This is a genomic window from Rhodopirellula halodulae (genome assembly GCF_020966775.1).
Taxonomy (GTDB): Bacteria; Planctomycetota; Planctomycetia; order Pirellulales; family Pirellulaceae; genus Rhodopirellula; species Rhodopirellula halodulae.
Genome location: NZ_JAJKFV010000007.1, coordinates 143,705 through 156,680, shown reverse-complemented (window position 1 = coordinate 156,680; position 12,976 = coordinate 143,705). Strand labels below are relative to the sequence as shown.

Annotated in this window: 9 protein-coding genes; 2 read left to right on the top strand and 7 right to left on the bottom strand. The window is 56.0% G+C overall.

Annotated features, from left to right (window positions below):
* Positions 1-14 precede the first annotated feature (14 nt).
* The 4 genes from LOC70_RS06040 to LOC70_RS06025 form a co-directional block, all read right to left on the bottom strand.
* Positions 15-2,471, bottom strand: a complete 2,457-nt coding sequence (locus LOC70_RS06040) for a PSD1 and planctomycete cytochrome C domain-containing protein (protein WP_449314293.1) — start codon at positions 2,469-2,471, stop codon at positions 15-17.
* 97 nt (positions 2,472-2,568) lie between these two features.
* Positions 2,569-2,862, bottom strand: coding sequence for an EF-hand domain-containing protein (locus LOC70_RS06035; RefSeq protein WP_230252525.1), 294 nt, complete (start codon positions 2,860-2,862; stop codon positions 2,569-2,571).
* A 273-nt stretch (positions 2,863-3,135) separates the two neighbouring features.
* Positions 3,136-4,653 (bottom strand): FecR domain-containing protein, encoded by a 1,518-nt coding sequence (locus tag LOC70_RS06030; RefSeq protein ID WP_230252524.1) that lies wholly within the window; start codon positions 4,651-4,653, stop codon positions 3,136-3,138.
* Positions 4,650-5,168 carry a sigma-70 family RNA polymerase sigma factor gene (locus LOC70_RS06025; RefSeq protein WP_230252523.1) on the bottom strand — a complete coding sequence of 173 codons (519 nt, stop codon included), beginning with the start codon at positions 5,166-5,168 and terminating at the stop codon, positions 4,650-4,652. The genes LOC70_RS06030 and LOC70_RS06025 overlap by 4 nt, the downstream gene beginning before the upstream one ends.
* 206 nt (positions 5,169-5,374) lie before the next feature.
* Between LOC70_RS06025 and LOC70_RS06020 the strand changes: the two genes are divergently transcribed.
* Entirely contained in the window at positions 5,375-6,700 is a 1,326-nt protein-coding gene (locus LOC70_RS06020) for a polysaccharide pyruvyl transferase family protein (protein ID WP_230252522.1), read from the top strand.
* Between the two features lie 42 nt (positions 6,701-6,742).
* Here the strand turns inward: LOC70_RS06020 and LOC70_RS06015 are convergent, their stop codons facing one another.
* The 3 genes from LOC70_RS06015 to LOC70_RS06005 all read right to left on the bottom strand — a co-directional run bounded on the left by LOC70_RS06015 (position 6,743) and on the right by LOC70_RS06005 (position 12,087).
* Complete coding sequence (locus LOC70_RS06015) at positions 6,743-8,065, bottom strand: APC family permease (protein WP_230252521.1); 1,323 nt, start codon at positions 8,063-8,065, stop codon at positions 6,743-6,745.
* A 151-nt stretch (positions 8,066-8,216) separates the two neighbouring features.
* A complete protein-coding gene (locus LOC70_RS06010; RefSeq protein ID WP_230252520.1) occupies positions 8,217-9,407 on the bottom strand; it encodes a patatin-like phospholipase family protein in 1,191 nt (396 codons plus the stop codon).
* Positions 9,408-9,903: 496 nt separating this feature from the next.
* Positions 9,904-12,087, bottom strand: a complete 2,184-nt coding sequence (locus tag LOC70_RS06005) for a sulfatase/phosphatase domain-containing protein (protein ID WP_390889003.1) — start codon at positions 12,085-12,087, stop codon at positions 9,904-9,906.
* Positions 12,088-12,384: 297 nt separating this feature from the next.
* Here LOC70_RS06005 and LOC70_RS06000 point away from each other — a divergent pair, with 297 nt between their 5' ends.
* Positions 12,385-12,855 carry a YaiI/YqxD family protein gene (locus LOC70_RS06000; RefSeq protein WP_230252517.1) on the top strand — a complete coding sequence of 157 codons (471 nt, stop codon included), beginning with the start codon at positions 12,385-12,387 and terminating at the stop codon, positions 12,853-12,855.
* The last annotated feature ends 121 nt before the right edge of the window (positions 12,856-12,976 follow it).

Below are 12,976 nucleotides of genomic sequence, written 5' to 3'. Positions count from 1 at the left end.
AGAAGAGAAACAGTTCAGTCCAGCGAACGGAATTCGGCCGACGCAATCAACGCCTGACAAAATGCGGTCAAAGCCAAATCCGAAGGCGTGGCCCCGCGACGGAAACGTCGTGTTGAGGTATCACGAAAGCGGCTGAAGAATTCCAAACTGCTTTGGATCTCTTCACGTGTTGGCGGACGCCCATAGATCGTGAGGAACGCGTGCATCACGCCTTCGCGAACATTTCCGTTGTCGTTGATCAACCGCCGAGCCAGCTGTTTCGCGTTGTCGATGACAAACGAATCGTTCATCAAGTACAACGCTTGCGTGGGCACGTTCGAAACATCCCGCTTCGCATTGCTCATGCTGGGATCTGCGAAATCAAACAACGACAGCGATCGCGGCAACGCGTCTCGCAAGATGGGCAAGTACACCGAACGATGATCGTCCAGTCCGTCCATCAACGAGGCGTCCAACGTCCGCCCGACTCGGTTGTTTCCAAATCGTGCGACGGGTGAACCGAGAGGACGCTGCAAGTCCAACGATCCGCCGATTGCCAAGATCGCGTCGCGAAGCGATTCCGCATCCAATTGCCGCGGACTGGCTCGCCACAGCAACCGGTTCTCGGGATCGATCTCGTAGTGATCCTCATTCATTCGCGAACTCATTTGATAGGTGCGCGAAAGAACGATGTCGCGAATCATGGACTTGACCGACCATCCATTGTCCATGAATCGAATCGCAAGGTGATCGAGCAATTCAGGATGCGTTGGTTCTTGTCCGGTCAGCCCCCAATTATTCGGCGTGGACACGATGCCTTCGCCAAACAGGTGCAACCAAATTCGGTTCACCATCACGCGAGCGGTCAACGGGTTTTTCTCGTCGGCCAGCCACTTCGCCAACTCCATGCGACCGCTGCTCTCGTCGGGGATTTGATACGCTTCGCTGTGCGGCAAGACTTGGATGAAGCCGCGTGGAACCTCTTGTGCGGGTGACTCCACATCGCCCCGCACCAACACGGGTGCGTTTCGGAAGTCGCTGGCCTCTTGGACTCCCATCGCCAGTGACTTCGGCGTGCCGTCGTCGTTGACTTCTGCTAGCACGCCTTGGATCTGCGCCATCTGAGCTCGCAGACGAATCACCATTTGCTGTTGGGACGGATTTTCGCGATCACGAACCGCATCGAACATTTGCGAACGCAAACTGGCCTGACGTTCTCTCAGGTCTTCCAAATCAGATTCGGAATAGGTTCGGCCCGCGGATGTTGAGTTCGCGATCGGCAGCTTCAACAAGTCCGACGCATTTCGGTTTTGAATGCCCGAGGCGGTGCCGTAATACGTGTTCGTGCTGAGAAAGATCCCCGCCATGGCGTAGTAGTCCGTCGTTGGAATGGGATCCAGTTTGTGATCGTGGCATCGTGCGCACGCAACGGTCAAACCCAAGAAAGCTTTGGAAACCGTGTCGATTTGTTCGTCCACGATGTCAGCGGTGACTTGCCGTGGATTGCGTTCAATTAGATTTTTGGTCCCCAGTGCCAAGAAACCGGTGGCGATCAAGTTTTCCTGCCACTGCTGATCCGTCTTGGCGGGCAACAAGTCCCCGGCGACTTGTTCCGCGATGAATCGATCGTACGGCGTGTCATCGTTGAACGAATCAATGACGTAATCGCGATAACGCCAAGCGTGTGGGAAGGTATTGTTTGTGCTGTTGCCACATGACTCGGCATAGCGAGCCACGTCCATCCAGTGCCGTCCCCAACGTTCGCCAAACCGCGGGCTATCAAGTAACTCATCCACTTTTTCAGCAACCGCGGTTTCGCGATCATCGGCCATCGCATCAAGGAACTGCTGAACTTCGTCCGGGGTCGGTGGCAAACCGATCAAGTCAAACGACAAACGACGCAGCAACGTCGCTGCATCAGCCTCTTCCGCGGGCGACAAACCGTTGGACTCCAATTTGGATTGCACGAAACGATCCAAGTCATCCTTTGCCCATCCGGAATCCTTGACCTCTGGAACGGTCGGTTGTTTCAGCGATTGAAACGCCCAATGATCTCGCCCGGCTTCCACATCCATCGTGGATTCAACGACCACGGCTTCGCGGACGCGAGGATCGGGCATACCCATCTCAATCCACACTTTGAAATCCGCCAACACGTTGTCGGGCAACTTCCCTCGCGGCGGCATTTCCCAACCGTTGTAAGTGATCGCATCCCAAAACGGGCTGTCTTCGGGATGCCCAGGAACAACCGACGGCCCTGACTCGCCACCCTGCAGCAACCCAATTCGCGTGTCCAACCGCAAGCCGCCGCGAGTCTTCCCGGATTCAGCGGAATGGCATTCGTAGCATTCACGCACCAGCACCGGTCGAATCTTGTTCTCGAAGAACTCCATTTGTTCAGGCGTGATCGACGATTCCTCTGCGCCGGCCGCGTTCCAAGGAACACAACCGAGCACGACAATCGTCAGGCACCTTTTGATAAGTGCAGGCATGAGGTTCAATCCGCTGGCAAAGAAAAGAGACGAAGAAGAGTGGCGGTGAATCAACGATCCGCGGACAAGCAAACTCATCCGCGGTTCGATTGCTGGATCATTGACCGGGGCGTTTGGGAGTCACACCCTTGTCTTCCGCTTGCACGTTTCGACCGCGACCTTGCGGTCCACCTTCTTTGCCATCCCGACCACGCATGCCTTGACCACGCATGCCTTGACCTCGCATGCCTTGACCACGCAAGTTTCGCATCGCAGTCAACGCAGCAACCAACTCAGCCTCGTTCAGAGCACCATCGCCATCTTTGTCGTGTTCTTTGATCAAGCGGGCCGCGATTTTCGATGGATCCATCTGCCCGGCCATTCCGCGACGACGTTCAGCTCCGTCTTCCATCTGTCCTTTCCGACGGGGGTTCTGTGCATTCGCGACGGACGAAACAACTGGCAAAGCGAATCCCGCCGCAACAAGCTTCACGAGGAATCCGCGGCGTTGGGGTTGGGACACAGTTTGATCAGGGGTCGACAGAGTGGATTTCATCATTCTCTCCGGTGGTCAAAACAACAAAAAGGACAAAGGAAAAACAACAATTGGTTTGGATTACGACGATCAAGAAGATCGCGACTGAAACATCGGCGGTTCGAAGAGCGGCGGCTGGAAGGTTGGCGGCTAATGGTGTGAAGGTCTTCTTGACGGGCGACGGCGAATCGCTGCATCCACAATCACTCGCACTTGGTCGCCCCGTCGGCCCACTCCGGCCAACTTCAACTTCAAGGTTCGGCGGTCGTCACTCAACGTGATGGAATCGCTCAAACGAGATGGCTTCAATTCCAATCCTTGTTGCAACGGCACCGTGGACGCGCTTCGCATGGAAAAACGGCCATCGGATTGAAACAGAGTTTCATCGCGAACCATCACACCCAGGATTGGATGTTGGAACGTGATGCTGCCTTCGATCATTTCCAAATCACGCATCGTCAATCGACGTGGACGACCATCCGTGGATTTGGGTGGCACCGGATTGAACACCAGCAAGAACGATCGGACTCGTTGATCCGTTGGAATCTCCGAAGGCGACAGTTGGCTTTCGTTTTCGTACAGTCCCGGCTCCGAGAAATCGATGGCACACGGAGCCACCAATCGCGTCGCGTAACCTTCCGGCAAAACGAACACGTGTTCGTCGTTCTGCAAACGCTTGACCTGTCGCGGCCAAGGCGGGGCGAATCGGAACGCGCCGCTCGACTTCACGATGCCACTGACCATCGGCCAAAGTCTTTCAAAACGTCGTGGTTCGAACGCGATGTCGTTCATACTTCCGTCGGACTGCAATTCGATGCTCTCGCCTTCTATCAGCAATCGTTTTGTGGTTTGCCCCTCGGGAACCACCTCGACCTCACCATCAAACACCGAAACTTTCGACAATCCATCACGGTCCAGTTCAATCCCAAACGCGGTTCCCAAATCGATGACTTGCGCCGATGGTGTGTCGACTCGAAATCCTTCTGCTCCCGGTGGGACTGTCGCGGTCAACAAACCGTAAGCCAAGCGAGTCTCATCCATCGTTTGGATGTCGTACGAAGCGGGGCCTTCCAAAATGACTTCGACACCGCTGTCAAATTCCAAGTGAACGATTCCGGATCGCAGACGCAGTGTTTCCACGCCCAAGCGATCACCTTCACGCCGGTCAACGTCACCGTCGGAGTCGGAGATTGGCTCCCACACCGCATCGCGAATTTGTGCAAGCGTTGCAACGGCGTTGTCCTGGATCTCAGCGTCCGATGACTCGACCAGCAATGGTCGAGTGGAATCGCCCTTTTCCGCGATGTCACGCCCATTCGGCAAAGGAGCGTCTGACCAAAGTGCCCAACTCAGTGCCAACAGCAATCCCGCCGCGACCGTCGCGATCCACGCCCAACGACGCTCGGGTTTCGCTGGGCTGGGTGTTGAGAGCGACACCGACTCGGGTCGGGTTTTCACGGAAGTGAATTCGTTTGGTTTGCTCTCGTCTTCGCTGAATTGTTGCCAGCTGATCTCGGCGTGTAATCGTTCATCCAGATAGACCTGCTGTGCGAATTGTTTCGCGTTGGCCGGGTCGGCATTGATCCAAGTTTGCAGTTCGCGGAACTGTTCGGCTGTCAGCGATTCATCCAAGTAGGCGTGAATCAATGTTTGCATGGAGTCGCTCATCCTGTGACTCCTTCTGATGCAAACTTCGCTTCGATGCAGGAACGCAATTGTTCGCGAACGCGTTGCAAAGCCTTTGCCACCGAATTGGCCGACATGCCAACACGATCACTGATGGCCGCCGGCTTCAATCCGTGCTTGTACCTCAGATCACACAGTTCCTTCGAACGTCCTTGTAGCTGTTCCAAACAACCCGGCAAGTGATCCAGTTCATCTGGAGCCGGTGTTTGTTCGAAAGCCGACTGCAGATTTGTCACGGTCTCTTCGCTGAACACCAATCGGTCCCGCCGACGGCGACGCAGGTACAAACCGATCTGGTTGCGAGCCACGCCAATCACCCAACCTTGAAAAGGCTGCGACGAATCATAGGCCTCGAACGAATTCAGCACCGCCAAAGCGGTTTCTTGCATCACGTCTTCTCGATCGCGCCGGTCTCTCACAACAGAAGCCACAAATGCGGCCACCATCGGTTGAGCCGAGGTCCACAGTCGTGTCGCGTTGCGTGTTGAATCGTCCACGTTCACTCCCAAAATTTGCCTTCATGGGTTCCTTATCCGGTGCCCCGAAATCATGACAGGAAAAACCAAAACTTTCTTCGATTCTCGTTGGCTTCGGTCCTCGACCACGACTTCACGCTCAAAACTCAACTACGATTGGCATTCCCGCAACACAGCCTGCCCCACTTTCCTACGGCAGCCTGCCCCACCTTTCCCCGCCATTTTTCATGCCTTCCAACAACACCCCACCTCGCGTCTCGCTTTCTCGTCGTCGCCTGATCGCCGGGGCGGCAGCATCCGTCGGCTGCTCGGCAAACTTGAGCCCTCTGCGTTCTTTGTTTGCAGCATCGGGTGAATCGCCCCAACGCATTCTGCTTCGATCGTCGTGGCAGACCGTCAACATCGGCGACATCGCTCACACCCCTGGCGTGCTGAGCTTGCTGCGCGAGCATCTTCCCGAAGCCGAAGTCACGCTGTGGCCATCCAACGTGGACAACGGAGTGGAAGCGTTGTTGCGAACCGAATTCCCCCGACTGAAGATCGCCAAACCGCGTTCAAAAGAACTTCAACAAGCCTTCCAAGAATGCGACTTTCTACTGCATGGATCCGGTGCGTCCATCGTCGCGGAACGAGACTTGGTTCGGTGGCACGAAGAGACCGGCAAACCTTACGGCATCTATGGAATCACGTTCCCAATGAAAAAGTCCTCGGCGACGAGCAACCGTGACGAGGATGCCATGGCTCGTTCGGTCGACGTGCTGTCGCAGGCACGTTTCGTCTTCTTCCGCGACAGCAAGTCACTGGACTTGGCAAAGCGTCTTGGTGCGTCATCACCCATCATGGAGTTCGGTCCCGACGGTGCCTTCGCGTGTGACCTGCGAGACAAACCCGCGGCCGATCGTTTCCTCGAAGCGAATCAACTGCAACCAGGAAAGTTCCTTTGCTGCATTCCGCGACTTCGTTACACGCCCTACTGGACCATCAAGAAAGGCCGGAAATTCGATCCAATCAAACACACTCGGAACGAGGCCATGAAGGAACACGATCATGTGTTGCTGCGAGAGGCCATCGTTCGGATCGCTCGCGAAACGGACCACAAGGTCTTGGTTTGTCCGGAAGATCGCACGCAGATGGCCGTTGGCAAAGAAATGCTGATGGATCGCTTGCCGAACGACGTCTTACCCAAGGTCGTGTGGCGGCCCAACTATTGGCTCACCGGCGAAGCGGTCAGCGTCTACACGCAAAGTGCGGGCTTGTTTGGCAATGAAATGCACTCGCCGATCATGTGCATCGGCCACGGTGTTCCCGCCATCGTCTGCCGGTTCGAAGAACAAACCACCAAAGGATTCATGTGGCAAGACATCGGGCTGGGCGATTGGTTGTTTGACCTGGACTCGGTGTCCGATCGTGAACGCTTGGTGCCAACGGTCATGAGTTTGGTCACCGCTCGCGAGGATGCTTTAGCAAAAACGGAACAGGCACGGCAGTTCGTTTCAAAACGTCAACAAGAAACCATGGCGGCACTGCGACAAGAGTTGCAATCGCCTGACTGAGCCACATCACCCGCCTGAGCCACATCAACCTGAGAAACTCTGTCACCGAACGTTGCGAGCATTCAGCTTTCGCATCATCGCTTGAAACGCCCAACCGATGATCAGCAACCCCAGCCCGATAAGCCAAATCTCCGGCTGCACCCAAAAGGCGAGCCCCAGACACGACAGCAGGCCCAACCAAGGAATGACCGGAGAAAACAACCGCTCCTCTTTCGTCAACCGCGTCGCGGAGAGATTTGTCAACGCGTAGTACACCAGCACGGTGAATGCGCTGAAAGACCATGTTGTCTTGACGTCTCCGATCAACGTCAATCCGGAAACGCCAATCCCAACCAACACCACCGCGACGTTCGGTGTCGCGTTGGTCGATGAAACGTTTGCCGCGGCGGAGGGCAAGTCGCCTCGCCGTCCCATCGCGAAAACGACCCGAGAAAGCCCGAGGATCAGATTCAACAACACGCCCAACATCGCGGTGACGGCTCCAATGGAAACGAGCGTCCCAACCAAAGGAACGTTCAGCGAATCCGCGACCAACTGCAACGGCGCAGCTTGTTGGGAAGCCTCACCACTCAACAACTCGGTGCCCGACGCCGCTACCGCGACTCCACCGACAACGACGTACAACAATGACGAAACCGCCAAGGTCAAGATGATCGCTCGCGGGATCGTTCGTCTTGGATCGTGGACTTCTTCCCCCAACGTCGCGATTCGACCATAGCCCGTGTAAGCGACGAACATCAACGCACAAGCTTCCAGAAATTGCCGCATCGCAGTGGGAGCCTCCGAGGAAGCGAACAGTGGCGTCATCTGACTCGCTCCTTCGCGGAAAACGCTGGGCAAACCGGCTAGAACAAACGCCGCGAGCGAGATCAACGTCGTGCTGACAATCGCGATGTTCGCCCAATTGGAGCGACGAATCCCACCGAGCAACAACGCCGAAATGACAACCACCGCCCCTAAAGCCAACGGGACGATCCATTCCGTTCGTTCCACATGGAATAGTTGCAACGCATAGCCGGCAAACCCCAGTGCGGCGGTCGCTGCGGACGCGGATTTTGCACACAAGAACATCCATCCGGCCGCGAATCCCAGCGATGGCGACAACCATCGATAGCCATACTCGTAGGTGCCGCCGCTGACCGGATGCTGTGCCGCCAATTGAGCGCTGCTCAATCCATTGAACGTCGCGACCAAAGCCGCCACCACGATGGCGAAGACCACCGATGGCCCGGTGATCCCTGCCGCGATTCCGATGCTGACGAACACTCCGGTTCCCACAATGGAACCCAGCCCCATCATCATGGCTCCGAACAATCCCACATCGCGGCGTAGTTCGTTGGGACCGGAGGAAGAACCAGACGTCATGAGCAGGTGAGCGTGAATGGCACGAAGAAAACAACGAGATTGGCCCCGTTGCTGGGCCGAATTCTAGCAACCTGTGGCCTCGTTGCCTGACCCCCAAGCCCGCGGTTCACGGTTTCTTCATCGATGAGTGTGTGAATCCGATGCCCCGAATTCACGCGGCTCGCAAACGCACTCGATGACGCGGGATTTGGTCGAGTGATTCACCACCGTAGCGAGCCAACGTGCCATTGGCGACTTCATAGCCATGGCGAAACAACAGGCTGAATTCATGATGACTCAAACGTCGCAGCGTCGTCTCGATTTTCGCAACGCGTTTGACTTCGTCATCGGTGAGCGATGGTTGCTCGTTCCAATGAGCCTTGCTGGCAGATTTGCCTGCACGCTGAAGAGCGGGGTCGCTTGATGACAACGGCGATTCACTTTGGGGACCCGGACGTTTGTTCTTCAATCCCAACCGCAGGTAAGCGCCGGTGCCAGGGTTTTGCTTGAAGTATTCGATCAGCATTCTGGCTCGGAGGCTGCGGACCTGATCCGTCGCGACATCGATCAACCGCATCGAGGCTTTCAAATAGCCTGGCCGCCAACGTGACCGACGTGTCTCATGTGCCAACGGACGCGATGCATCGCACACGATTAAAAAGTCGCTTCCATCAGCCAACCCCAATCCAGGCTTGAACAGAGCCTCCACACCCAAGTTGTCATAGACGCCGCCGTCCCACAGATGCAGACGTTTGTATTTGGGCGGAATCGATTTCCACTCGTCATGGCGGAATTCATTCCAACGATGGTGTTTGGATTTCAGAATCAACGGGCCGATCAACCCAGGAACCGCCGCGGAGGCTGCCAACGCATGGGACAACCGAAACTTCGGGTCGACGATGTATTTGGTTTGATAGTCACCCATCAAGTCACGTTCAAACCGCCAATTCTTGCCGGTCTGGTAACAGGTCGCATTGATCAACCAACGAGGTGACTCCGGCAAATCGGACAGGTCGCCTTGGATGTTCCATTGGCGTTCCAATTCGTCCCCCAAAACCGAGGCTCGGCCGCTGAGAATTTGCCACGGAAACATCAACGATTTCAAAACATACGATCGTTGCAAGTTTCGAGTGGTCAGCAGCCGCAAAATTTCCGGCACGACTTCGTGCAGGTACTCGTGACTGGACGGCCATCGATGCCCGGTGGTCGCGAACACCAATCCCGCGGCCAACGATCCGCCGGAGACGCTGCTGATGGAAGAGACATTCCCCAGCAGGTTTTCGCGTGCCAGTCGCGCGAGCACGCCAAGATGAAACACCGTGGCGCGAACGCCTCCACCGGAAAAGGCCAGTGCGATCTTCATCTGAATGAGCGAATGAGTTCCAAGAGGCGAGGCGGTCCGAGCTGCCGAGAGTACCGAGATTGCTGCCTCCACCGCCACCTCAATCCAAGCGAATTGTCGCGTGGGTTGAATGACCGCCGTAGGCCATGTCTCACATGACGCCCCGGCCGATGCTTTGTGACAACAAAGCGAGGTCTCCAGTCATCCAATTGAACGACAAGCGAAATCAATCGGATGATCACCAAGCGTCAGGCGGGGCCATGACCTACAAAATGCGAGGAGTACGTGACGCGGCGATGCCAATTGGTTCAGCGGAACATTTGAGACAAATGTTCTACTCTGGTAGTCGGCCGGGTGCGGCCGACTTTTGCAACGTGTTCGAGCGCGGACCGCGGAGCGATCCGCGACAATCTCAGACCTCAGACCTCAGACCTCAGACCTCAGACCTCAGACCTCAGACCTCAGACCTCAGACCTCAGACCTCAGACCTCAGACCTCAGACCTCAGACCTCAGACCTCACAGCCCGAGGGACTCAAGCGTGGGGGCCAAGGCTTCTGCCCAGATTTCGTAACCGCGTTCGGACAGGTGCAGATAATCGGGCATGATGGCTGGGTCGATCGTTCCGTCCTCGTTCAGGAAATGATCCCCCAGATCCACGTAGACCACGTGTTCATCGTCGGCAAAATTCGCGATGCGGTCATTCACCGCGATGTTGTTCAAACGCTGCAAATCCAACTCCGATTTCCCACGCGGCAAAATGGCCTGCAGCACCACTTTGGTGTTCGGCAAACGCTCACGCAAAATGTCTAAGATTTCCTCGACACCGTCCGCGATTTGCGTTGGGTCTTGCATGAAGTGGCCGGTGTTGTTGGTACCGATCATCAACACGGCGACCTCAGGCTTGATCTTGCCAAGGTTACCGTGCGTCAGACGCCAAATGATGTGCTCGGTCCGGTCACCGCCGATCCCAAGATTGATCGCGTCGTACTGGGCGTAGTTGTCAGCCCAAACTTGTTTGCCACGTCCTTCCCATCCCTGGGTGATGGAATCACCGATGAACGCCAACTTCGGTTTCGCGGTCTTCGCCAACTTGTTCATGGAAGCGTTGCGTTTCTGCCAACCAGGCTCATCGCCGCGCGTCGCCGGAATCACCGCCGTGTTGACGTCATACAAATCCCGCAGATCGTAGTAGCGTTTCTGCAGTCCAGCCAGAATGGCTTCGTACGCCGGATCGTCATGCACCGACTGCATCTCCTGCGGGTCCTTTTCCAGATCGAACAAGTTCCACTGTCGGCCACGTGGGAAGAACATCAACTTGTAGCGATCCGTTCGCACGCCATCGTGGACCGGCACCATGTGCACAGCCGCGTTTTCGTAGTACGCGTAGTAAATAGCGTCGCGCCAAGTCGTCGAGGCTCGGCAATCATCATGCATCATGGACACCATGCTGCGACCTTGAATCGACTCTGGGATTTCAGCTCCCGCGATTTCCAAAAACGTTGGTGCGTAATCGATGTTTTGAATCATCGCGGTGCTCTGCGTACCGGGGTCAATCACGCCCGGCCAACGGATCAAGAACGGCATTCGCAATGATTCCTCGAACATCCATCGTTTGTCGTACCAACCATGTTCGCCCAAGTAGAAACCTTGATCGCTGCTGTAAATCACGATGGTGTTTTCAGCTAAACCGGACTCATCCAGGTACGCCAACAACTCACCCACGCTATCGTCGACCGCTTGGACACACCCCAGGTAGTCTTTCATGTAGCGCTGGTACTTCCATTTCGTGACGTCTTTGCTGGACATCTTGCCGGCTTGCATGTCGGCGATCAGTTTCTGATTTTCGGGTTCGTACGCCGCATCCCATTCGGCCTTTTGCTCGTCATTCATCCGGCGGTATTCGCCGTTGCCCAAACGCGCCAGGAAGTGCTCGGGGAACAGACTCTCTCCATGAAACTTCATGTCGTGCCCCCAGTAGAAATGCCGCTCCAAAGACATCTCGCTTTCGTTCAGAAGCTTGGTGCGTCCTGAGTAATCGTCAAACAGCGAATCGGGTTCGGGGATCTCAACGCCTTTGTAGAGATCAAAGTGCCGGGGCGGAGGCGACCAGTTCCGGTGCGGTGCTTTATGTTGGCACATCAGCACGAAGGGTTCATCTGCGTCGCGTTGGTTCTTCAACCAATCCAAAGTGTTGTTCGTGATGATGTCAGTGACGTAGCCCGTGTACCGTTTTCGACTGCCATCCATTTGGATGAAGTCTGGGTTGTAGTAGTTGCCTTGCCCCGGCAGGATCTCCCAATGATCGAAGCCGACGGGATCGGTACCCAGGTGCCACTTGCCAATCAACGCCGTTTGATAACCCACATCCTGCAACAGCTTGGGGAACGTCATCTGCGTTCCGTCGAAGCGATTGCCATTGCGAAGAAAACCGTTGATGTGGCTGTGCTTGCCCGTCAAGATGCAAGCTCGCGATGGCCCACAGATGGAGTTGGCACAAAACGAATTGTGAAAGACGGCGCCTTCGTTGGCGATACGATCCAAGTTCGGCGTTTGATTGATTTTGGATCCGTAAGCCCCAATGGCTTGCAACGCGTGGTCATCTGAAAAGACAAACACGATGTTGGGGCGTTTCTTCTTCGCGTCTTGTGCGGCCACCGTATTGGTCGCGACCAAACCGCAGACCAACGTCAACGCAATCAACGAAACTTTCACCGCGTCGCGTTGAGCCTTGAACGGAAGCCGAGCCTTCAACGGGATACGCTTGCGAGCGAACGATTGAAAACGTGATGACAAAGAGGACAACCGATGCGGGGGCTCGAAGCTGCGCAATCCCGGCGTGTGAATCATGACGGAGCCGTGGTAGGAGGTGGGAAACTTGGTAGGAACCGGCTAGTTTAAACCGAACGGCCACACCATTGTGGACGCGAAGCGGGCTTCGAGATGGATCCAAGTTCGGTTTGGCAGGAAAGGTGTTGTATTGCGGGAAGAAACGCCACGATGAAAATTTGGATCGATGCCGACGCCGCGCCTCGTGATGTCAAAGAGGTGGTCTTTCGTGCCGCGAATCGTTTGCAAATCGAAACCATTTTGGTCGCCAATTCGATGGTGACGACTCCGGCCAATGCGACCACCGTTCGCTGCGTCGTCGTGCGCGACGGTGCCGATCAAGCCGACCGATACATCGTGCGTCACGGCGAACCGGGGGAACTCGCGGTCACAGCCGACCTCCCGTTGGCGGGGATGTTGGTGGACAAAGGTTTGGCGGTCGTGGACCCGCGCGGCGAGGAATACTCCAGCGCGAACATCGCCAGTCGCCTTTCGATGCGGAACTTCATGGACGAACTGCGTGGTGCCGGAATGGAAACCGGCGGGAGTGCGCCGTACGGTCCCAAAGACAAAAAGGCATTTGCCTCGACGTTTGATCGTTTGCTGACTCGGGCCATTCGGCGGGCAGGCTCGTCCTCGTAGCGAGTGGTTCGCGTCACCGCCGCCGAGCGACTATCCTGCCCAGGACCAATCTGCATTTCACAGCAGGCTCTCCCCATTGGTTTCCCCTCAACGATCGTTGTCCACTTTTTCGTCGAGTGAG

Excerpts from the sequence above, each read along its gene's own strand:
- LOC70_RS06010 (WP_230252520.1), bottom strand. The coding sequence starts at position 9,407 with ATGAAGATCGCACTGGCCTTTTCCGGTGGAGGCGTTCGCGCCACGGTG.
- LOC70_RS06035 (WP_230252525.1), bottom strand. The coding sequence starts at position 2,862 with ATGGAAGACGGAGCTGAACGTCGTCGCGGAATGGCCGGGCAGATGGAT.
- LOC70_RS06015 (WP_230252521.1), bottom strand. The coding sequence starts at position 8,065 with ATGACGTCTGGTTCTTCCTCCGGTCCCAACGAACTACGCCGCGATGTG.
- LOC70_RS06040 (WP_449314293.1), bottom strand. The coding sequence starts at position 2,471 with ATGCCTGCACTTATCAAAAGGTGCCTGACGATTGTCGTGCTCGGTTGT.
- LOC70_RS06030 (WP_230252524.1), bottom strand. The coding sequence starts at position 4,653 with ATGAGCGACTCCATGCAAACATTGATTCACGCCTACTTGGATGAATCG.
- LOC70_RS06020 (WP_230252522.1), top strand. The coding sequence starts at position 5,375 with ATGCCTTCCAACAACACCCCACCTCGCGTCTCGCTTTCTCGTCGTCGC.
- LOC70_RS06000 (WP_230252517.1), top strand. The coding sequence starts at position 12,385 with ATGAAAATTTGGATCGATGCCGACGCCGCGCCTCGTGATGTCAAAGAG.